The sequence below is a fragment of the Pseudomonas sp. NPDC087803 genome, assembly GCF_044742995.1.
Classification (GTDB): domain Bacteria; phylum Pseudomonadota; class Gammaproteobacteria; order Pseudomonadales; family Pseudomonadaceae; genus Aquipseudomonas.
Genome location: NZ_JBIUVO010000020.1, coordinates 36978 through 57425, shown reverse-complemented (window position 1 = coordinate 57425; position 20448 = coordinate 36978). Strand labels below are relative to the sequence as shown.

The following is a 20448-nucleotide window of genomic DNA, read 5'->3' as shown; positions in this document are numbered from 1 at the left end:
GCAGGCTGAGTGGAGGGGTTCATCCGGGGGTAGGCGCGCAGCGCCATGCGGCGAAGCCGCATACATCGAGAGGAGGTGCAGCGAAGCAAACCGGAGGCGATGCCCCCGGATGAACCCCGCAACGAAGGAACCCGAGCCTAGGCGAGGGCCGTACGCCGGGGCCCAGACCTTTGCTTCCTTTGGGGCGTTTGCCAAAGGGAGTCGCCGTAAGGGCGAAACCGCCAGCCGCAACACCCGCAAAAACGGATATACACCCAAAACCCCAGGAGCATGGTCGGCCCAGAGGCCGCCAAGACAAGCCAAACCCCACACAGAAATGTTAGCGTGCTTGGTAATCAAGACAGCCGAGCCCAAGCCCAATGAAAAAAACAGTCCTGGCCTTCAGCCGCATCACCCCGCCCATGATCGAGCGCCTGCAGCAAGAGTTCGACGTCATCGTCCCCAACCCGAAAAACGGCGACATCAACGCCCAATTCAACGAAGCCCTCCCCCACGCCCACGGCCTCATCGGCGTCGGCCGCAAACTCGGCAAAGCCCAACTCGAAACCGCGACAAAACTCGAAGTGGTCTCCAGCGTCTCTGTCGGATACGACAACTACGACCTCGACTACTTCAACGAACGCGGGATCATGCTCACCAACACCCCCGACGTGCTCACCGAAAGCACCGCCGACCTCGCCTTCGCCCTGATCATGAGCAGTGCCCGACGCGTCGCCGAACTCGACGCCTGGACCAAGGCCGGCCACTGGCAAGCGAGCGTCGGCGCCCCACTGTTTGGCTGTGACGTCCACGGCAAAACCCTCGGCATCGTCGGCATGGGCAACATCGGCGCCGCCGTCGCCCGCCGCGGCCACTTCGGCTTCAACATGCCAATCCTCTACAGCGGCAACAGCCGCAAGACCGCACTGGAACAGGAGCTTGGCGCGCAATTTCGCAGCCTCGACCAGTTGCTCGCCGAAGCCGATTTCGTCTGCCTGGTGGTGCCGCTCAGCGACAAGACCCACCACCTGATCAGCCACCGCGAGCTGGCCCTGATGAAACCGGGCGCGATCCTGGTCAACATCTCCCGTGGCCCGGTGGTCGACGAACCGGCGCTAATCGAAGCCCTGCAAAACAACCGCATCCGTGGCGCCGGCCTGGACGTCTACGAGAAAGAACCGCTGGCCGAGTCGCCGCTGTTCCAGTTGAAAAATGCGGTGACATTGCCGCACATCGGCTCGGCCACTGGCGAAACCCGCGAAGCCATGGCCAATCGCGCAGTGGCCAACTTGCGCAGCGCCTTGCTCGGCGAGCGCCCACAGGATCTGGTGAACCCGCAGGTCTGGCGCAGTTAAATAAGAACGGGCAAGTGTCAGCAGACACTTGCCCGTCAAGTTACGCATTTGCACATACTTTGCAATTCAACCCGGCACCCAAACAAAAGACCCCGCTATAAACTCTCCCGACATATCGAACTCTCGAAAAATGTTATGGAGAACACATTTGAACGCTCTGACCATGGATAAAATTATCCGCTACAGCAAAGTCATACTGATGGGCTATATCAGTTTTTTCGGCTTGCTGATGATATTCAGCAATCTCACCGACTACGGATCAAACTACCAATATGTCGCGCACGTACTCAGCATGGACACGACCGAACACAATGCCAACTTGCGCTATCGCACCATTACTTCGCCGATACTGCACCACCGCATCTACTGGCTGATCATCACACTGGAAGTCACCTTCAGCACATTTTGCCTGTTGGGCGCCTATCAACTTTTCAAGAACATCAATGCTTCCAGTGAAGAGTTTCATGAGGCCAAGAAGTTCTCCGTCATTGGCCTGCTGATTGCGATTTTTATCTATTACGTATGTTTTCAAGTTATCGGAGTCGAATGGTTCGACATGGACACTTCGGAACATTGGAACGCCAAGGACTGGGCTCGGCATATTGTCGATTTCATCTTGCCGCTGATGATTTACATCGTGATAAAAGTCGAGCGCTGAACATCAGCGCCCGAACAGTTTTGCGTTCAAGCCAACTTGCCCTGTCCCGGCAATACCGCTGCCCGAGGCTTGCGAAATACCAAGACGTTGCCGAACATCACCAGTACCAGCCCGACCAGCGCCGGCGCTGTCCACTGGTAGCCTTCAGCAAACGCCGACACGTTCAGTGCCACCACCGGGAACAGCACGGTGCAATAGGCTGCGCGCTCCGGGCCCATGCGCCCGACCAGCGTCAGGTAGGCGGTGAAGCCAATGACCGAACCGGGGATCACCAGATACAGCAACGCGCCGACATAACGTGGCGACCAGTCCATGTCGAACGGAATGCCTTTGATCAGACACCACACCGACAACATGGCCGCCCCGTAGGCCATGCCCCAGGCATTGGTGGTCAGCGGTTTCAGGCCGGCCTTCTGCTGCAGGCTCGAGAGCATGTTGCCCGCCGAGAAACACAGCGTGCCGCACAGCGCCAGACCAAGCCCGAGCAAGGTTTCCGGGCTGGCATGATGGCCGGCCAGTTCCGGCCAGAACAGCATCCCCAGACCGAACAGGCCGAGCGCCCCGCCCATCAGCACATTGCGGGCGATGCGCTGACCGAAGAACACTCGGGCATTGAGCGCGTTCCACAAGGTGGCTGTGGAAAACACCACCGCCACCAGTCCGCTGGGAATCCACTGGCTGGCGGTCAGAAAGCACATGAAGTTGACGCAAAACAGGCACAAACCCTGCGCCACGCAGATCAGGTGCCCGCGCCGATTCATCGGCTGCAACCGCCGGCTGAGCAGCAGCAAAACGAACAGCACCAGCGCGGCGAGACCGAAGCGATAGACGATCGACACCGGAATCGCCACCACACCGAGTTGCCATTTCAGGGCAATCCAGGTGGTGCCCCAGATCAGCACGGTCAGCAGATACAGCGAAAGGTTCATGACGAAACTCCTGAGAACACCGGGCACTCTGTGACGAGCGAGCTTGCTCGCGCTTGAGTGCGCAGCACTCACTGATGGGGCCGCTGCGCAGCCCGGCGGGAGCAAGCTCCCTCGCCACAGGGTTGTGTTGAATGGAGATTCAGGGTGCGGCAGCATGGATCGGCGCGCTTGCAGATTCTTGCGCTTTTGTCGCCCGACAGGCTGGCAGCGCGAAGGCTACGGAGTAGGATGCAAGGCGTTGGAGAGAACCGCACATGGCCGCTATCGATACCCTGCAAGTCTTTCAAGCCCTCAACCGCTCGCCGAACGCACGCCTGGTGCACAGCGCCGAGCTCGGTGACGGCTTGTCCGCGGCTCTGTGGACCAACCACCACGATGCCCAGGAATACGAAGCGCCGAGCCATCACACGCTGTCCTGCTACATCGCTGGCGGCACCGGCACGTTCCGTCGCGGTCAGCCGGGGCACAAGGGCGGGCCGGACAAGCTGTGCATCCTGCCGGCGGATCATGAATCGGGCTGGGTGATCAACGGTGATATTCGTCTGGCGCATTTGTATTTCAGCGCCGAACAATTTGCTCTGGGTTGCGTCACGCTGCTCGATCGCGAGCCGCGAGAGATGCAGCTGCGTGAACAGACCTTTCTGGAAGATCCGCAGCAGGCGCGACGCTTTCGCCAGTTACTGACGCTGAACTGGGACGAACCTGCCGAACGTCTGCTGACCAGCAGCATCGCCCATGAATTGATCAGCCATACCTTGCTCAGCCAGGTCGGCGCCCGTCAGGGTTTGCGCCTCAAGGGCGGACTGGCGCCGCATCAGCGGCGACAATTGGTCGAATTCATCGACAGTCAGTTGGCCGAGCCGATCAGCCTCGGGCAACTGGCCGGGTTGTGTGCGTTGTCGGAATATCACTTCGCCCGAATGTTTCGCGTGAGCTTCGGTTTGCCACCGCACCAGTACGTGCTGGCGCGCCGCTTGAGCCGGGCGCGGGAGTTGTTACGCGGGACGGGGTTGCCGCTGGGGGAGATTGCGCTGGCGTGCGGGTTTGCCAGTGCCAGTCATTTCACCAACCGGTTTCGGCAGGTGCTGGGTGGGACGCCTGGGGATTATCGGCAGGCGTTTTTGCGTTAGAGCCAGATCAAAAGATCGCAGCCTTCGGCAGCTCCTACAGTTGGAATGCGTTTCCCCTGTAGGAGCTGCCGAAGGCTGCGATCTTTTGCTGTTTTCCGATCAGAACTCCAAAGTACTGGAGAGCGAAATCTGCCGAGAATCGCCCATCGACACAAAGAACCGGCTCGCCGCCGAGGTGTAGTAGGTACGGTCGAACAGGTTCTTCACGTTGAGCTGGAACTTGACCTTCTGCCCCTCGAGTTTGGTGTCGTAAGTGGCGAATGCATCGGCCACGGTGTAGCTCGGCAGGTCGAAATCATTCACCGCATTGCCCGCGCGTTCGCCGACATACCGCGCCCCGGCACCGACCCGCAGTTGATCGCCACCGATCACGCTGCCGAAGTCATACACCGCCGACAACGAGCCGCTGTTCTTCGCCACGTTTTGCAGGCGATTGCCTTTGTAGTCCGGGTCTTCGGTGACCTCGGCATCGGTGTAAGCATAGGCGCCGATCAGGCTCCAACGGTCGGTCAACTGGCCGGTCAGGTCCAGTTCCAGACCACGGGAACGCACCTCGCCGGCGGCGCTGTAGATCGTGGTCGGGCCTTCGGCGTTGGCCACCAGCACGTTGCGCTTCTTGATGTCGAACAGCGCGATGTTGCCGGTGATGCGCCCCGGCATGTCCAGGCGCGCACCCAGCTCCCACGACTTGGCTTGTTCCGGCGCGATGCTGCCGTCGAGCACGGTGCTGCTGCCGCTGAGCGGGGCGATGGTCGAGTTGGGTTTGAACGATTCGGTGTAGCTGCCGTAGAACGACAGCTCATCGGTGTAGCGATACACCAGACCGGCGCGCGGTACGAATTTCTGCCCGTTGCTGTCGGTGTTGGCTTTGAACGGCACACCTTTGCCGGCGTACTGGTCGTACTCCTGGAAACGCCCGCCGGCGACCAGAATCCACTGCTCGTTAAGGTGGATGGAGTCCTGCATAAACACCGAATCGCTGCGCAGCAGATCGGTCTGCGCACTGTCGGCCGGGCTGACCGTGGTGCCCTCGACTTCACGGCCATACACCGGATTGACGTAGCTGAAGGTGCTCAGGCTTTTCTGGCGGATCAGGTCGGCGCGGTAGATCTTGCGGTACTCGTCGTCGACGCCGAACACCAGGTCATGTTGCATGCCCAGCAGGTTGACCTTGCCTTCGAGGCTGGCGGTGGTGAAACGGTCAGTGCTGATCGCGCCTTGCGTGCCGTCCATGCTGCGGGTCAGCGTGCCTTTTTTGGTGTCGATGGCGGTCACGCGCACTTGGCTGGCGTCGTAGGTTTCGCGGTTCCAGCTGTAACCGAAATGGGCTTTCCAGTCGTCGTTGAGTTCGTGATCGGCCTCGAAATGGTACAGGTCGGAGCGGCCTTCCATGTCGTTGAACGGCTCGTCCAGACGCTCGTTGCGCGAGATGTCCAGCGGATGGTTGGTGCGCGGGTCGATCACCGTGCCACGGTCAAACGGCGTAAGAAATTCACGATGTTCATAGCCGAACGAGAGCTTGGTGCGCTCGCCGAACCAGGCCAGCGACGGCGCGATCAGCGTCTCGCGGTGGGTGCCGTAGTTGCGCCAGTAATCTTCGTCTTCGTGGTCCAGCACCAACCGGTAGGCCAGCCCGGATTCACCCAGCGCACCGGTGCTGTCGAAGGTGCCGCCGCTGCCATTCTTGCCGTCGCCGTACGTCGAGCCGCGCAGGGTCAGCGCGTTGTATTGGGTCAGTTCCGGCTTTTTGCTGACCAGGTTGACCACGCCGCCCGGATCCTGAATGCCGTAGAGCAGCGAGGCCGGGCCCTTGAGCACTTCGACCCGATCGACCGTCGCGTTCATCCCGCGGCCCTGCACGATCGGCATGCCGTCGCGCATGATCGAGCCATTGCGGTTGTCGCCGAAACCGCGGGTCATCACCGAGTCCTGGGTGCTGCCCAAGGTGTTGCCCTGGGTGATGCCGCTGACGTTGGCCAGCGCATCGTCGAGATTGCGCGGGGCCTGATCGCGAATGACTTGAGCCGGGATCACGTTGACGGTCTGCGGGATTTCCTGCAGCGAAGCCGAGGAGCGCATCACCGAACTGGTCTGCGGCGGCTGGTAGCTCATCGACTCGTCGCGCATCGAGGTGATGGTGGTCGCGCCGAGATTGAGGGCGCCTGTGGCGGGTTGCGGTTCCAGCGCCAGGGTGTGGCTGTCGGTACGGCGGAAGGTCATGCCGGAGCCGCTGAGCAGGCGTTGCAGCGCCTGCTCAGCGCTCATCTGGCCACTGACCGCCGGGGCATTGAGGCCGTACGGCGCTTCGTCGGTGTAGACCACGCTTTGCCCGGTGACGCGGCTGAAGTCGCTCAGGGCTTGCGGCAACGGTTTGGCGCTCAGGGAAAAATTGAACTGCTTCTGCGCCGGGCTGCTGACGGTATCGGCGGCGAGCGCCACGCTCATTGGCAACAGCGCCAACGCGGAAAAACTCAATGCCGAAACACCCAACCACTGTTTGACCGAACCCGATTTTGCCCTGGACTTCATTGCTCAATGACCTGTGTAGAACCGCAACGGATGCGAATGACTCGCAGTTTCAGTCACTACACGGATGGGGCTGTGGTTTACCTCACCACAAATTTGAAAATATTTTTTGGTGTCTGAAAGAACGCTATCGCGAGCAGGCTCACTCCTACAGGGGGAACGCATTCCAAATGTAGGAGTGAGCCTGCTCGCGATGGCGCCGGCAGGCTCAGCGCAGAATTATCAGATGCCCCAACACCTGATGCTGCTCAAACCCCATCACCCCTTGCAGCGAACTCAACACAGCCTGCGGATCCCTGCTCGGAAAACTGCCGCTGACCTTGCGCGCACCCAATTCATCATTGAGCACAACAATCCGTCCCGGGTAATAGCGCCGCAAATCCTGCACCACCTCGGCCAACGACGCCTTGTAGTAATTCAGCCAGCCCTGACGCCAGGCCAGCAGCGCTTCGCTGTCCACCGCGTGCAGTTTTTCCGCAGTGCCCTGCCCGTAAGCCACTTGCTGGCCGGCCGTCAGAATCTGCTGCGGCGCGTCGCGATCCGCCGTCACGCCGACGCGCCCGGACAGCACCGTGACCTGCGCACCGTGAGGTTGCAGGCGCACTTCGAATTGCGTGCCGAGGACCCGCGCCTGACCCTGCTCGGCCTCGACCACGAACGGCTCGCCGGTGTGGGTGACAGTGAAAAACCCGGCGCCACGGCGTAGCTGCACATGCCGCTCGCCCTGGCTGAAATCCACGGCGATGGCGCTGTCAGCGTCCAGCGTGACTTGCGATTGATCGGCCAGCGTTACGGTGCGGATCTCGCCCGGCGCCGAAACGTAATCAGCACCAAGATCGTCGATCCAGCGCTGCGGTTGCCAGCCCGTGCCGAGGCTGATCATCAGCAACAGGCACGCGGCCATCGCCAGCGCGCCGGACCAGCGCACAAGTGCCGGGCGACGCGGGCGGTCCATCGCGTTGAGGTAGCCCTGCAACGCCAATGCGTCTTCAGCGGCCAAGGTACGCGCCGGGCTTTCGCTCAACTCCCACAGCACTTGCGCCTGCGCGTACGCCTCGGCGTGGGCCGGGTCGGCGCGCAGCCATTGGCTGAAGGTCAGTTGATCGCCGGTGCTTGGTCGGTCGTGCAGCAGACTCAGCCAGGCGAGCGCGGCCTGTTCCTGAGCGGGCGTTGGAGTGACGTGGTCGGTGGGCTTCACGGTGCTTTCCCTGGCAGGCGTGGCGCGGGTTCGCGCAGGCTGGCCTTGCAGGCCTCGAGGGCGCGCATCATATGTTTTTCCACGGCGCTTTGGGACAGGCCCATGGCCTTGGCGATGTCCGCGTATTTGCGGCCGTGGATGCGATTGAGCAGAAAGATCTGCCGGGTGCGCTCGGGCAGGGCGCGCAACGCTGCCTCAACATGGCGCAGATCATTGCCCGCTTCGAGCGCGGCTTGCGGTTCGCTGCCGTGGCTGTCCGGCTCATCCGGTTGCCAGCCCTCATTGACCCGCACCCGCGTGCCTTCGCTGCGCAAGTGATCAATGGCGATGTTGCCGGCGCAGCGCAAAAGATAGGTGCTGAGTTCTTCGACCTGTACCAGCGGCCGCCGCCAGAAACGCAGGAACAGATCCTGCACCAGATCCGCCGCCGTGGCCCGGCAGCCGACGCGCCGGTTCACCAGCGCTTCCATCTGCGAGCGCTGCGACAAAAACACCTGAAGAAAATGCGCACGCGCGCCATGGGGCTCGTCGTCGCGGGATTCCGGAGGATGACCGATCAGCATGTCAGCACTGCGCCCAGATGGCGACCGGGCTGGCCAACAGGCTCAGCGCGGCCAGTGCGAGGGCCAGCCGTGGGCGATACGGCAGCAACAGTACCAACGCCAAGGCGCTGAGCATGAGTACCGCGAACCAGTCGACCAGACCGAAACTCCAGCCGTTTGCAGCGACCGCCGCCCAGAGCGACAACCCGAGCAACAGCCAACCGGCGAGTTTCAGACCCCGTGCGCGTCGGGCCGAGGGTTTGTTGCCGAGCAGTTCATCGTGGTGTCGAGGCATCGACAGACACAACGCGCTGAACCCGGCGTAGCACAGCAACAACGCCAGCAGCATCAGCGGACCTCCTGCTCAAGCGCGATCGGCCGAGGCTTTTCCCGGGGTGTTTTTTTCACGCTGACGGTGCTGCCGGCATGCTGCATTTTCCATGCGGCCCAGCCGAGAAACAGGCCTGTGCCCAGGCAAGTCAGATCGAACCCCGCCAGCGTCCAGTCACCGTGCGCCAGCGTTTCGCCGAGATTCCATGGCGTGGTCAAATTGATCAGCGGCACCGCGATAAACAGCACGGCAGTCAGCCCCAGTTGTTCGACCCAGGCCTTTCGTCCTTTGCGCAGCAACGCATGCACCACGCTCAAGGCCCAGGCGATGAAAAACCCATTCACTTCTTGATCGGCGCGCCCGGCCAGGTCTGCCGGCAACAGGCGATTGGCCAAAAAGAACACCGCCACCGCCAACACCAGACCGGCCATGCTGGCGATGTTCAGCACTTCCACCAGGCGCAATTCGAACGGCATCACGCCGCTCTTGGCGTGCTTGAGCTGGCGCTTGCCGAGCCAGATCACCAGCCCGGTGCCGATCATCGCAGTACTCGCCAGACCGCAGATGAAATACAGCCAGCGCAATGTCGCCCCGGCGAAGTGGCCCATGTGCAAACCGTAGAACGTGCCGCCAACCGCCATCGCCACGGGCTGCTCCGGGGTGCCGCCGAGAAGTTCGCCGGTGACACCGTTGAACGTCACCGCGCGACCGAAATCATGGACGACGCGGTCGCCACTGCGCGACAGCACCACCGAGGCATTCGCATCCCCCGGGTTGTTCACCGTCAGCCGCGCGGTGCTGCCTCCCGCCCACTGCTCGCTGGCCTTGGCCAGCAGTGGCGCCATCGGGCTCAGCGGCGCCGCCCGATTGGCTCGCTCAGGGGTCTTCGATGCCGGGAAAACTTCGTCGTAAAAAGCGCGCACGTCGCCGTTATAGGACGCCAGAATGCTCGCCGGCATGACCATCGCCATGAAAATCACCAGGCTGCTGTAGGTGATCATCAGGTGAAACGGCAGCACCAGCACGCCGACCGCGTTATGCCCGTCGAGCCATGAACGCTGGCCCTTGCGCGGGCGAAAGGTGAAGAAGTCCTTGAAGATTTTCTTGTGAGTGATGATGCCGGTGATCAGCCCGACGAACATCACCATCGCCGCCATCGTCGCCAGCCAGCGGCCCCAGGGATAAGGCATTTGCAGCTGGAAATGGACGCGGTAGAAGAACTCGCCGCCCAGGCTTTCGCGGGCCTGGACTTCGCTGCCGGTCTGCGCATCGAGTGTTCTGGATTCGAACGTGCCACGCTCGCCCGGTGTGTTCGGCGCCTGCTGCCAGCGCACCGTCAGGCCGGGATCACGGGCGTCGGGCAAGTCGATCAGCCAGCGCGCGGCGCCGGCGGCGTGTTGTTGCAGGTAACTTTGCGCCAGGGTCAGGCTCGCTTCGGCATTGATTGGCCGCGCGGGAATTTCCGGCTGCATCCAGTGGCTGATCTCATCCTTGAAATAGGCCAGCGTCCCGGTCAGGAAAATTGCAAACAGCAGCCAGCCGAACACCAGCCCGGTCCAGGTGTGCAGCCAGGCCATCGACTGGCGAAAGCCCTCTTTCATGCGTAGCCCAAGCCCCGCGCGGCACCCGACAGCGTCGCCAGAATCACGCTCGGCACCAGCAACCCGACCCACGCCGACCATGCCGTGCGGCACGCGAAGCACCACAGCACCGCGACCAGATAGACCAGAAAGGAAATGGTCATGCCGGTCACCACCGCTTCGGCGCGGCCTAACGGCAGCCACGTCGTCAGCGCGACACTGGCCAGCGCCGCGACCAGATAGCCGCCGAACACCGCCGCCAGCACCCGCGAAGTGACAGCCAGACGATAGGACATGGGAAGTGAGGCGAGTTTGCCTTTCATGTTTCGACCCTGAAACGAAAAACGTCCGGCCGACAAGCCGAACCAACAGGCGAGCAATATTAATGATAAATATTCTCATACGCAAAAGCATCTGATTGCCGACCACCGCGCGCGCCCCTACAATGCGAACAGTTCTTGTTCTCTAACGCATCCAGCGTGCGCCCGGAGTAATACCCTTGCCGTCCGCCCATCCCGTCGAATCGCTCTACCACGACCACCACAGCTGGCTCACCGGCTGGTTGCGGCGCAGGCTCGGCTGCCCGGAGAGTGCGGCGGATCTGGCGCAAGACACGTTCATCCGCGTGCTCAGCGCCCGCGAACCCGCGGTGATCATCGAACCGCGCGCCTTCCTCACCACCCTCGCCAAACGCGTGCTGTTCAATCATTACCGTCGTCAGGACCTCGAACGCGCCTACCTCGAAACCCTGGCGCAGATGCCGGAAGTGACCGCGCCTTCGGAAGAAGACAAAGCGATCATCCTGCAAACCCTGATCGAACTGGATCAATTGCTCGATGGCTTGCCGCGACCGGTCAAACGCGCGTTTTTGCTGGCACAGGTCGATGGCCTGACTTATCCGCAGATTGCTGCCGAGCTGGGCATCTCGGTGGCCACGGTCAAGCGTCACCTGCAAAAAGCCGCCCTGCGCTGCTACTTCGCCCTATGAATCGCGCTCCGGATTTCTCTGCGCAAGTGGCCGAACAGGCCGTGCACTGGCTGATGGAAATGCAGCAAGGCACGCTCTCCCCACGCCAGCAACAGGCCTGGCAGCAATGGCTGGACGCCCACAGCGAACATCGTCGGGCGTGGGAGCACATGCAGCGGGTCAACCAGCGCTTGCGCGGCGTGGCGTCGCCATTGGCCCATGCCGCGTTGAACGGGCCGAAGTCTTCCAGCCGCCGACAGGCGCTCAAATTGCTGCTGCTTCTCGGTGCCGGTTCCGCCGTCACCTGGGGCATGCGCGAGCACAATCCACTGCCGACGCTGCTCGCCGACTACCGCAGCCCGGTGGGCCAACGTCGCAAGATTGCGTTGGGCGCCGGCAGCCAGTTGCAGCTCAACACCGCGAGTGCGGCGGATGTGGACGGTGCACAACGGCTGATCCGTTTGCTGGAAGGCGAGATCCTCCTGAGCAGCGCGCAGGCGTTCGAAGTGCGCACCGCACAGGGTGTGCTGAAAACCAGCGCGGCCCGGCTCAACGTGCGGCAATTTGCCAATCGCACGCAGGTGGCGTTGTTCGAAGGCCAGGTCGAATTGATCACCCACGGACGCGCCCCGATGTGGTTGCCGGTTGCCCGGCAGTTGAGTTTCAGCACCACCTCGATCAGCGCAGCCCAGCCACTGGATGCCAACAGCGGCGCCTGGGCCGACGGCATGCTGATCGCTGCGCACATGCGCTTGGGCGACTTTCTTGATGAGCTCGGCCGTTACCGTCGCGGGCAGTTGCATTGCGATGCGAAAGTTGCGGACTTGCTGATCTCCGGGACTTATCCACTGGACGACAGTGAGCGGATTCTTGATCTGCTGCAAATCAGTCTGCCGGTGACCGTGCGGCGCTTTACCCGCTATTGGGTCAGCGTCGAAGCGCGGGCTTAGACGCAAAATCAAAAGATCGCAGCCTGCGGCAGCTCCCACATTGGCTCGGTGTACATCCTGTAGGAGCTGCCGCAGGCTGCGATCTTTTGCTTCAGAAAATAAATGAGCCGTTTTTCAGATCTGGCGTGACAGAGAAGGAAAGCCCCCTTGATTCAACCTTCTCAGGATCAACCTTCATGCACCCCACCCGCCTCACGCCACTGGCCCGCAGCCTGCGCAACTTCGTACTGGGCGCCAGCCTGAGCTTCAGCGCCCTGCCGGCCATGGCCGCCGAAACCAAGGTTTACCATATTGCCCCGGCGTCGCTGGAAAACGCCCTCAACCAGTTTGGGCGTGAAGCCGGCGTGCTGATTTCCTTCAGCTCGCAAATCACCAGCGGCGTACAAAGCCGTGGCCTCGAAGGCAGCTACAGCGCTGCACAAGGTCTCGATGCGCTGCTCGCAGGCACTGGCCTGCAAGCTCGCGCCGAGGGCAATAATGCGTTCAGCCTGCAACCGGTCGGCGACACGGCGCTGGAGCTGGACACCTCGAAAGTCGTCGGTGACTGGCTCGGTGATGCAGCGCAGGTCAACGTCTTCGAACACCCGGGCGCCCGTGATGTGATCCGCCGCGAAGATTTCGAACGCCAAGGCGCGACTCAGGCGCGCGATGTGCTCAACCGCATTCCTGGGGTCAACGCTCCGGAAAACAACGGCACCGGCAGCCACGACATGGCGCTGAACTTCGGTATTCGCGGTCTCAATCCGCGCCTGGCTGCGCGCTCGACCGTACTGATGGACGGCATTCCCGTACCGTTCGCACCCTACGGCCAACCGCAGTTGTCGTTCGCGCCGATCAGCATGGGCAACATGGATGCCGTGGACGTGGTGCGTGGCGGCGGCGCCGTGCGTTACGGCCCGCAGAACGTCGGCGGCGTGGTCAACTTCGTGACCCGCGCCATTCCCGACGCGCCGACGGTAAAAGGTGGTTTTCAGACAGAGACCAGCCCGTCGTCAAGCCATGACGGCTTCAAGACCAGCGCCAACCTGCTGGCCGGCGGCACCAACGAAAATGGTCTGGGCGGCGCGCTGCTGTACTCCGGCACCCGTGGCGGCGACTGGCGCGAGCACAGCGACAGCGAAATCGACGACCTGATTCTCAAGGGCAAATACCAGCTCGACGAGGCCAACAGCTTCAACGCCATGGCCCAGTATTACGAGGGCAAGGCGGACATGCCCGGCGGCCTCAGCGTTGCCGATTACGATGCCGACCCGTACCAGTCGACGCGCCCCAAAGACCAGTTCTGGGGCCGTCGCACGATGTTCAACTTCGGCTATCGCTATCAGGAGGATCGCCGCGAATTCACCGCCAACACCTTCTTCACCAAAACCCTGCGCAGTGGTTATCTGGATCAGGGCAGCTTCCTCTCACTGTCACCGCGCGAATATTGGGTGCGCGGTTTCGAAACGCGTTTCGCCCAGGGCTTCGACCTCGGCCCGACCAGCCACGAAGTCGGCGTCGGCTACCGCTACATCAACGAGGCCGGCCACGAGTTGCGCTATCGCACGCCGATCAGCAGCAATCAATACCCGACCACCGACAGCCGTAACGACCGCGACACCCGCGGCGGCACCGAAGCCAATGCGTTGTTCGTCGACGACCGCATCGACATCGGCAAATGGACCATCACCCCGGGCGTGCGTTACGAGATGATCGAGTCGCAGCAGACCAACAACCTCACCGACGTCAAATACAAGGGCGACTACAACACCGCGCTGCCGGCGCTGAACGTGCTGTATCACCTGAGCGACAGCTGGAATCTGTACGCCAACACCGAAGGTTCGTTCGGCAGCGTGCAGTACAGTCAGATGCCCAATCGCGTGAGCAGCGGCGAAGTGAAACCGGAGAAAGCCCGCACCTGGGAACTCGGCACCCGTTATGACAACGGCGCCCTGCGCGCGGAGATCGGCGCATTCCTGATCAACTTCGACAACCAGTACGAAAGCAACCAGACCAACGATTCGGTGATCGCCCGTGGCGAGACCCGTCATCAGGGCATCGAGACCAGCGTCAACTACGCGCTGGATGACTTGAGCCCGGCACTGGCCGGTTTCGATGTGTACGCCACTTACGCCTATGTCGACGCGACCATCCGCGAAGACGGGCCGAACAAGGGCAATCGCGTGCCGTTCTCCTCAAAACACAAAGGCACGATTGGCGTCGGTTACACCGAAGGCCCGTGGAAACTCAACGTCGACAGCAGCTTCCAGAGCGACCAGTTCGCCGACAACGCCAACACCTCGAAAGAAAGCGCCGACGGCAGCACGGGCAAGATCCCGGGCTACATGCTGTTCAGCAGCCGCGCCGGTTACGACTTCGGCCCGCAGCTGTCGGATCTGAACGTGGCGGTGGGGGTGAAGAACATCTTCAACACCCAGTACTTCACCCGCTCGTTCGATGACAACAACAAGGGCAAGTACGTGGGTGAACCGCGCACGGTGTATGTACAAACGTCTGTGGCTTTCTAAGAAAACTGTGGCGAGGGAGCTTGCTCCCGCTCGACTGCGGCGCAGCCGTAAATCCTGCTGATGCGTTCTGGCTGTTGAACGACTTTGCAGGTTTTGGGGCCGCTTCGCAGCCCGGCGGGAGCAAGCTCCCTCGCCACAATGTTGACCACAAGACACAAAAAAAACGGGCCTGCTTGCGCAGGCCCGTTCTCATTGGGTGGTTTGAAAAATCAGCGCATCAACTGTTGATCGCTGCCTGTTCGTTCTCCAGAAACTCTTCTTCCAGCAGTGCGTCATTCGCCTTGCTGAATGGCACGATGGCGGCGCGGGGTTTGCCTCGCAGTTTGCCAAACAGGTGCTCCAGCGCGTGTTCGAGTTTTTCGGCGGCACCGTCGATCGCCTGTTCCAGCGAATCGGCCTTATGGGTGACGGAAATCGGTTGATGGCCTTTTGGCCGCGCTTCCAGTTGGCAGCGCAAGTCATGGGGACCTGGTTTGTCACCGTTCTCGTCGCTCAGGTGGACTTCGACACGGGTCAGGTCTTCTTCATAACGGTCGAGCGTGCTCTCAATGGTTGTACGTACCCACTCCTCCAGTCGTTTACTGCTTTGAATATGGTTATCGCTGTTGACTTGGATTTGCATAGTTCATCCCTTATTTCAGCTAGCTCGCGAGAGGCCTTGAATTGAATTTCCTGACCTCTTGGTTATAACAATCGGCCCGACTGACGAACATTTCAACCCCTGAAAAAAGATAAATATTCATTCGCAAAAAAAGCCGGACAACCGGGCAAGTCACTGGTAAGGTCGGGAGTTGGGTCGCCTGGCAACCCTGCAAAATCTGCTCACAATTGCCCGTCGTTCAACGGGTGCAAGCTGCGAAAAATCCCCGCCTCCTCCACCAGCCAGTCATGCACCGCGCGCACGCCCGGATGGCTCAACGCCCCCGGCGCATACAGCAGCACGTAGCGTTTGTGGTTGGGCACCGACAGGCCGAACGGCACAATCAACGTCCCGCGCTCCAGCTCATCGTTGAGCAACGTGCGCCGGGCAATCGCCACGCCCATACCGGCGATCGCCGCTTCGATGGTCAGGTGATTGCGATTGAACGTGTGCCCACGCCGTACGTCGGCACCTTCGAAACCGATCGCATTCAGATAAAACTCCCATTCCGCATATTCATAACTGCCGCGCCAGGCGGTGATGTCGTGCAACAACGGGAAATGCACCAGATCCGCCGGCCCATGCAACGGCGGGCGGCCACGCAACAGGTTCGGTGCGCAGACCGGGAAAATCTGTTCGTCGAGCAAGGCTGTGGATAACAGCCCCGGATAGCTGCCGTCATTCAGGTCAATCGCCAGATCAAAGTCGCCCTCGTGCAACGGCACGCTGCTGTCCTCGGCCACCAGGCGCAACTGGATGTCCGGATAACGCTGTTGCAGACGCGGCAACCGCGGCGTCAGCCATTTGCTGAGGAACGACGGAATCGAGCGCACTCGTAAAATCCCGCTGATCATCCCCGCATCCAGTCGACGCAATTCCGCATCAATGCTGCCGTAGGCCTCGTTGACGGTAATCGCCAACCGCTGCCCCTCCGCACTCAGCTCCACGCCCCGCGCCCGTCGGTGGAACAGGCGAAAACCCAGACGCTCTTCCAACTGACGAATCTGTTGGCTGACCGCCCCCGGGGTGATGTGCAGCTCTTCTGCGCAACGGGTGAACGACAGGTGCCGCGCGGCACAGGAAAACACCTGCAGCCAGACGTAGGTCTGGGCATGCAATTGACGACTCATCGTTTAGTCCTGCTAAAGGCTTACTTAGGAAATTTCGTTAGTCACGTAGGACCGAGGTAGGCAGTATCGCCGACATTGCGCTTGTCCTACAAAAAATGGCAGCGATTCCTACTCCATTGCTTGTAAGGGTTTAGCATGGCTATCAGTGTTTTCGATCTATTTAAAGTCGGCATCGGTCCGTCCAGTTCCCACACCGTCGGCCCGATGCGCGCCGCCGCGACCTTCGCCCAGGCGCTGATCGACCAACGGTTGCTCAACGATGTGCGTCGCGTGGAAATCCGTTTATACGGTTCGCTGTCGGCCACCGGCGTCGGCCATGCCACTGATCGCGCCACGGTCATGGGCCTGATGGGCGAATGGCCGGACAGCATCGATCCGGCGACCATCGACCCACGCATCCAGCAACTGCGCGAAAGCGGCCTGCTGCTTCTGGCCGGGCACAGAGAAATTTCCTTCAACTGGCAGCGCGACCTCCTGCTGCTGGACGAAAGCCTGCCCTACCACCCCAACGCCATGTCGCTGACAGCCTTTGGCGAAAGTGCCGAGCTGTTTACGCAGACGTACTATTCGATTGGCGGCGGTTTCATCATCGAAGCCGCGGAAGCCGAGTCCGGTGTGGCACCGGCCGGCGACGTGGTGCTGCCGTACGATTTTTCCAGCGCTGCCGAATTGCTGAGCCTGTGCAAGCAGCACAACTTGCGCGTGTCGGAACTGATGATGGCCAACGAACGGGCCTGGCGCAGCGACGCTGAAATCCGTAACGGCTTGCTGCACATCTGGTCGGTGATGCGCGAGTGCGTCGAGCAAGGCCTGCGCCACGAAGGCATCCTGCCCGGTGGGCTGAACGTGCCGCGCCGCGCGGCGAAACTGCACCGCAGCCTGCTGGAAATCGGCAAGCCGAACGTGATCAGTTCAACGCTGTCGGCGATGGAGTGGGTCAACCTGTTTGCCCTCGCCGTCAACGAAGAAAACGCTGCCGGCGGGCGAATGGTCACCGCGCCAACCAATGGCGCAGCGGGGATCATTCCGGCGGTGCTGCACTACTACATGAAATTCAATCCGGACGCGTCTGACGATGACGTGGTCGCGTTCTTCATGGGCGCCGCCGCCGTCGGCATTCTGTGTAAGAAAAATGCCTCGATCTCCGGCGCTGAAGTCGGCTGCCAGGGCGAAGTCGGTTCGGCCTGCGCCATGGCCGCAGCGGGCCTCGCCGAAGTGCTCGGCGCCACCCCGGAGCAACTGGAAAACGCTGCCGAAATCGGCCTGGAACACAACCTTGGCCTGACCTGTGATCCGGTCGGTGGCCTGGTGCAGGTGCCATGCATCGAGCGCAACGCCATCGCCGCCGTGAAGGCGATCAACGCCACGCAAATGGCCCTGCGCGGCGACGGCAAACACTTCATTTCCCTCGACCGGGTGATCCGCACCATGCGCGATACCGGCGCCGACATGCACGACAAATACAAAGAGACTTCACGGGGCGGCCTGGCCGTGAACTGGGTGGAATGCTGACGCGCATTCCCTGAGCGCCCCGGCAGGCCGCCACCCGCGGCCTGCCAAACGTGAGCCCGAGCAAAAATAATAACGAGGCAAAAACGATGACCGATGTACGTACACCTGCTGCCGAAAACCCCGCTGTAGATCGCACACGCAACACCGAAATTGCCCACAAGGGCTGGAGCAAATCCGACACCACCTGGATGCTCGGTCTGTACGGCACCGCCATCGGTGCCGGCACTTTGTTTCTGCCGATCAATGCCGGTGTCGGCGGTTTCTGGCCGTTGCTGATCCTGGCGCTGCTGGCGTTCCCCATGACCTTCTTCGCCCACCGGGGCCTGACCCGCTTCGTGTTGTCCGGGCGTTCTGGCGACATCACCGAAGTCGTCGAAGAACACTTCGGCATCGGTGCCGGCAAGCTGATCACCCTGCTGTACTTCTTCGCGATCTTCCCGATTCTGCTGGTGTACAGCGTCGCGCTGACCAACACCCTGAGCAGTTTCCTCGAACACCAATTGCACATCGCCCCGCCACCGCGGGCGATCCTGTCGCTGGCGCTGATCCTCGGCCTGATGGCGATCGTGCGTTGCGGGCAGAACGTGATCGTCAAAGCCATGAGCGTGCTGGTCTATCCGTTCGTCGCCGCGCTGCTGTTGCTCGGCCTGAGCCTGATCCCCAACTGGAACGGCGCGTTCTTCGCCAGCGCCAAGGAGGCGATGCCGCTGTCGACGTTCCTCAAGACGATGTGGCTGGCGATTCCGGTGATGGTGTTCTCGTTCAACCACTCGCCGATCATCTCTGCGTTCGCGGTTGACCAGAAACAGCGCTACGGCGCCGAAGCCGAGCGCAAGAGCAGCGGCATCCTCGCCATGGCCCACGGGATGATGGTGGTGACGGTGATGTTCTTCTGCTTCAGCTGTGTGCTGGCGCTGTCACCGGCCGATCTGGCCGCGGCCAAGGCGCAGAACATTTCGATCCTGTCGTACCTGGCCAACCACTTCCAGACCCCGGTCATCGCCTACGCCGCGCCGCTGATTGCGCTGGTGGCGATCACCAAATCCTTCCTCGGCCACTACATCGGCGCCAGCGAAGGCTTTCAGGGCATGATTGTCAAAAGCCTGCGCGGCCGTGGCAAAGTGATGTCGGCGAGCTGGCTGAACCGTGCGACCGCGCTGTTCATGATCCTCAGTTGCTGGGCCGTGGCCACCTTCAACCCGAGCATCCTCGGCATGATCGAAACCTTGGGCGGCCCGGTGATTGCCTGCCTGTTGTTCCTGATGCCGATGTACGCCATCCGCCGCGTGCCAGCCTTGCGCCAGTACTCGGGTCAGGTGTCCAACGTGTTCGTGGTGCTGATCGGTCTGATTGCACTGTCGGCGATCATCTATTCGGTTCTGCCCTGAAACGGGCCACAAATGACAAAGGCGAGCCATGGGCTCGCCTTTTTTTCGCCGTATCCATTGTCCAACAATTTTCCCGGCACAGCCCTTGCAATTCCTATGTAGGAGCTGCCGCAGGTTCGGGCCGCGTTCGGACGATCTTTTGATCTTCATGACCGAAGTCAAAACAGCGCAGATCAAAAGATCGCAGCCTTCGGCAGCTCCTACGTAAAGCAACAACACAGGCCACGGAATGGCCGATGGTCCGGTATGGCGAACCAACCCGATCACGGCCGGTCAACAACTGCACGTTCAATCAGGCGGTGACGCATCATGGACAATCCTTTTCAGATCATTACCGATGCCTTCGCGCCGGACTATCAGATCAACCTGAGCATTCAGGGGCTGGACGGCAGCATCATGCTGACCCTGTCCAACAGCGGCCGGATCGTGGCCAAACGGATGATCAGCGCCGAACAGCGCAACGATCCTGTGCGGCTCAAACGGCTGGTGCAAAGCATTCAGTTCGGCATCGCCATCGAACAGGGCCACAGCGCTATGGCGATCCTCGAAGCGATGACCAGCGGCGACGGGTTGCCCCCGCCACCGCAGCAGAGCAACGGCGAGCCTCGGCCGTCGATGGGGCTTTAAAGCTCGCCCTTCTCGATCTCGGGATGTTCACCGGAACCGGCGTCGAGTTTGCGTTGCGGTTTCTCGATCTTCACCGACGGAAACTGCGACGAGGCGTAACGCACCACCAGGATCGAGAACGCCAGCAACAGAATGCCGCCGCACAGGTAGATGATGCCCATGTCCGGCGGGTTGTGGTGCGAGACGTTGGAGATCAGCAGACGGGTCAGCGCAGTGATCGCGACGTAGATCAGGAAGCGCACCGGCATGTGGTTGGTCTTGAAGTAAATCCCGACCATCGCCCCCAGTTCCAGATAGATGAACAGCAGCAGAATGTCATCGATCTTGATGTGACCTTCTTCGAGCATGCCAAGAAATTCCATCACCGCCGCCCACGCGGTCACCGCACCAATGGCAAACAGTGCCAGATAGTGGAAGGTCTCGACGAACAGGTTGCCCAGGGACTCGGCCAGTTGATGCACGTTTTGCCGCAGTTTCTCGGCCCAGTTTATTTTCACGA

General features: G+C 61.3%; 19 protein-coding genes. 9 read left to right on the top strand and 10 right to left on the bottom strand.

The window, feature by feature from the left end; all coding sequences use genetic code 11:
* The first annotated feature begins 359 nt into the window (after nt 1-359).
* Nucleotides 360-1334: a 2-hydroxyacid dehydrogenase gene (locus tag ACIOUG_RS13565; protein ID WP_401066236.1), complete on the top strand. Its 975-nt coding sequence runs from the start codon at nt 360-362 to the stop codon at nt 1332-1334.
* A 148-nt stretch (nt 1335-1482) separates the two neighbouring features.
* On the top strand, nt 1483-1992 hold the full coding sequence (locus tag ACIOUG_RS13560) for a DUF2165 family protein (protein WP_401066234.1): 510 nt from the start codon (nt 1483-1485) through the stop codon (nt 1990-1992).
* 26 nt (nt 1993-2018) lie between these two features.
* Here ACIOUG_RS13560 and ACIOUG_RS13555 read toward each other — a convergent pair whose 3' ends face one another.
* Nucleotides 2019-2921 carry a DMT family transporter gene (locus ACIOUG_RS13555; protein ID WP_401066231.1) on the bottom strand — a complete coding sequence of 301 codons (903 nt, stop codon included), beginning with the start codon at nt 2919-2921 and terminating at the stop codon, nt 2019-2021.
* 254 nt (nt 2922-3175) lie between these two features.
* Here ACIOUG_RS13555 and ACIOUG_RS13550 point away from each other — a divergent pair, with 254 nt between their 5' ends.
* Complete coding sequence (locus ACIOUG_RS13550) at nt 3176-4051, top strand: helix-turn-helix domain-containing protein (protein ID WP_401066229.1); 876 nt, start codon at nt 3176-3178, stop codon at nt 4049-4051.
* 99 nt (nt 4052-4150) lie between these two features.
* Here ACIOUG_RS13550 and ACIOUG_RS13545 read toward each other — a convergent pair whose 3' ends face one another.
* From ACIOUG_RS13545 to ACIOUG_RS13520, 6 genes are all read right to left on the bottom strand, one after another.
* Nucleotides 4151-6580, bottom strand: a complete 2430-nt coding sequence (locus ACIOUG_RS13545) for a TonB-dependent siderophore receptor (protein WP_401066227.1) — start codon at nt 6578-6580, stop codon at nt 4151-4153.
* A gap of 205 nt (nt 6581-6785) precedes the next feature.
* Complete coding sequence (locus tag ACIOUG_RS13540; protein WP_401066224.1) at nt 6786-7775, bottom strand: FecR family protein; 990 nt, start codon at nt 7773-7775, stop codon at nt 6786-6788.
* A complete protein-coding gene (locus ACIOUG_RS13535; RefSeq protein ID WP_029977467.1) occupies nt 7772-8338 on the bottom strand; it encodes an RNA polymerase sigma factor in 567 nt (188 codons plus the stop codon). Before ACIOUG_RS13535 ends, ACIOUG_RS13540 begins: the two co-directional genes overlap by 4 nt.
* 1 nt (nt 8339) lies before the next feature.
* On the bottom strand, nt 8340-8666 hold the full coding sequence (locus ACIOUG_RS13530) for a DUF3325 domain-containing protein (protein ID WP_401066220.1): 327 nt from the start codon (nt 8664-8666) through the stop codon (nt 8340-8342).
* Complete coding sequence (locus ACIOUG_RS13525) at nt 8666-10249, bottom strand: PepSY-associated TM helix domain-containing protein (RefSeq protein WP_401066217.1); 1584 nt, start codon at nt 10247-10249, stop codon at nt 8666-8668. Before ACIOUG_RS13525 ends, ACIOUG_RS13530 begins: the two co-directional genes overlap by 1 nt.
* Nucleotides 10246-10551: a DUF3649 domain-containing protein gene (locus ACIOUG_RS13520; RefSeq protein ID WP_401066215.1), complete on the bottom strand. Its 306-nt coding sequence runs from the start codon at nt 10549-10551 to the stop codon at nt 10246-10248. The genes ACIOUG_RS13525 and ACIOUG_RS13520 overlap by 4 nt, the downstream gene beginning before the upstream one ends.
* A 176-nt stretch (nt 10552-10727) precedes the next feature.
* Here ACIOUG_RS13520 and ACIOUG_RS13515 point away from each other — a divergent pair, with 176 nt between their 5' ends.
* The 3 genes from ACIOUG_RS13515 to fecA all read left to right on the top strand — a co-directional run bounded on the left by ACIOUG_RS13515 (nt 10728) and on the right by fecA (nt 14652).
* Nucleotides 10728-11216 (top strand): sigma-70 family RNA polymerase sigma factor, encoded by a 489-nt coding sequence (locus ACIOUG_RS13515; RefSeq protein ID WP_401066214.1) that lies wholly within the window; start codon nt 10728-10730, stop codon nt 11214-11216.
* On the top strand, nt 11213-12145 hold the full coding sequence (locus ACIOUG_RS13510) for a DUF4880 domain-containing protein (RefSeq protein ID WP_401066212.1): 933 nt from the start codon (nt 11213-11215) through the stop codon (nt 12143-12145). The genes ACIOUG_RS13515 and ACIOUG_RS13510 overlap by 4 nt, the downstream gene beginning before the upstream one ends.
* Nucleotides 12146-12321: 176 nt before the next feature.
* Entirely contained in the window at nt 12322-14652 is a 2331-nt protein-coding gene (gene fecA, locus ACIOUG_RS13505) for a TonB-dependent Fe(3+) dicitrate receptor FecA (protein ID WP_401066209.1), read from the top strand.
* Between the two features lie 217 nt (nt 14653-14869).
* Here the strand turns inward: fecA and ACIOUG_RS13500 are convergent, their stop codons facing one another.
* The gene (locus ACIOUG_RS13500; protein ID WP_007968091.1) at nt 14870-15274 is read right to left on the bottom strand and encodes an HPF/RaiA family ribosome-associated protein; all 405 of its coding nucleotides are present in this window, start codon (nt 15272-15274) and stop codon (nt 14870-14872) included.
* Nucleotides 15275-15474: 200 nt separating this feature from the next.
* Nucleotides 15475-16422, bottom strand: coding sequence for a LysR substrate-binding domain-containing protein (locus ACIOUG_RS13495; protein ID WP_096795391.1), 948 nt, complete (start codon nt 16420-16422; stop codon nt 15475-15477).
* A 135-nt stretch (nt 16423-16557) separates the two neighbouring features.
* On the opposite strand from ACIOUG_RS13495, the gene ACIOUG_RS13490 reads away from it, so the two are divergent.
* The 3 genes from ACIOUG_RS13490 to ACIOUG_RS13480 all read left to right on the top strand — a co-directional run bounded on the left by ACIOUG_RS13490 (nt 16558) and on the right by ACIOUG_RS13480 (nt 19949).
* Nucleotides 16558-17934, top strand: coding sequence for an L-serine ammonia-lyase (locus tag ACIOUG_RS13490; protein WP_401066206.1), 1377 nt, complete (start codon nt 16558-16560; stop codon nt 17932-17934).
* A gap of 86 nt (nt 17935-18020) precedes the next feature.
* On the top strand, nt 18021-19322 hold the full coding sequence (locus ACIOUG_RS13485; protein WP_401066204.1) for an HAAAP family serine/threonine permease: 1302 nt from the start codon (nt 18021-18023) through the stop codon (nt 19320-19322).
* 309 nt (nt 19323-19631) lie between these two features.
* Nucleotides 19632-19949: a DUF3509 domain-containing protein gene (locus ACIOUG_RS13480; protein ID WP_401066202.1), complete on the top strand. Its 318-nt coding sequence runs from the start codon at nt 19632-19634 to the stop codon at nt 19947-19949.
* Here ACIOUG_RS13480 and ACIOUG_RS13475 read toward each other — a convergent pair.
* Complete coding sequence (locus tag ACIOUG_RS13475) at nt 19946-20446, bottom strand: phosphate-starvation-inducible protein PsiE (RefSeq protein ID WP_401066200.1); 501 nt, start codon at nt 20444-20446, stop codon at nt 19946-19948. The genes ACIOUG_RS13480 and ACIOUG_RS13475 overlap by 4 nt on opposite strands.
* Nucleotides 20447-20448: the final 2 nt, after the last annotated feature.

Excerpts from the sequence above, each read along its gene's own strand:
- ACIOUG_RS13485 (WP_401066204.1), top strand. The coding sequence starts at position 18,021 with ATGACCGATGTACGTACACCTGCTGCCGAAAACCCCGCTGTAGATCGC.
- ACIOUG_RS13495 (WP_096795391.1), bottom strand. The coding sequence starts at position 16,422 with ATGAGTCGTCAATTGCATGCCCAGACCTACGTCTGGCTGCAGGTGTTT.
- ACIOUG_RS13550 (WP_401066229.1), top strand. The coding sequence starts at position 3,176 with ATGGCCGCTATCGATACCCTGCAAGTCTTTCAAGCCCTCAACCGCTCG.
- ACIOUG_RS13510 (WP_401066212.1), top strand. The coding sequence starts at position 11,213 with ATGAATCGCGCTCCGGATTTCTCTGCGCAAGTGGCCGAACAGGCCGTG.
- ACIOUG_RS13555 (WP_401066231.1), bottom strand. The coding sequence starts at position 2,921 with ATGAACCTTTCGCTGTATCTGCTGACCGTGCTGATCTGGGGCACCACC.
- ACIOUG_RS13500 (WP_007968091.1), bottom strand. The coding sequence starts at position 15,274 with ATGCAAATCCAAGTCAACAGCGATAACCATATTCAAAGCAGTAAACGA.
- ACIOUG_RS13480 (WP_401066202.1), top strand. The coding sequence starts at position 19,632 with ATGGACAATCCTTTTCAGATCATTACCGATGCCTTCGCGCCGGACTAT.
- ACIOUG_RS13520 (WP_401066215.1), bottom strand. The coding sequence starts at position 10,551 with ATGAAAGGCAAACTCGCCTCACTTCCCATGTCCTATCGTCTGGCTGTC.
- ACIOUG_RS13490 (WP_401066206.1), top strand. The coding sequence starts at position 16,558 with ATGGCTATCAGTGTTTTCGATCTATTTAAAGTCGGCATCGGTCCGTCC.
- ACIOUG_RS13535 (WP_029977467.1), bottom strand. The coding sequence starts at position 8,338 with ATGCTGATCGGTCATCCTCCGGAATCCCGCGACGACGAGCCCCATGGC.
- ACIOUG_RS13545 (WP_401066227.1), bottom strand. The coding sequence starts at position 6,580 with ATGAAGTCCAGGGCAAAATCGGGTTCGGTCAAACAGTGGTTGGGTGTT.
- ACIOUG_RS13525 (WP_401066217.1), bottom strand. The coding sequence starts at position 10,249 with ATGAAAGAGGGCTTTCGCCAGTCGATGGCCTGGCTGCACACCTGGACC.
- ACIOUG_RS13530 (WP_401066220.1), bottom strand. The coding sequence starts at position 8,666 with ATGCTGCTGGCGTTGTTGCTGTGCTACGCCGGGTTCAGCGCGTTGTGT.
- fecA (WP_401066209.1), top strand. The coding sequence starts at position 12,322 with ATGCACCCCACCCGCCTCACGCCACTGGCCCGCAGCCTGCGCAACTTC.
- ACIOUG_RS13565 (WP_401066236.1), top strand. The coding sequence starts at position 360 with ATGAAAAAAACAGTCCTGGCCTTCAGCCGCATCACCCCGCCCATGATC.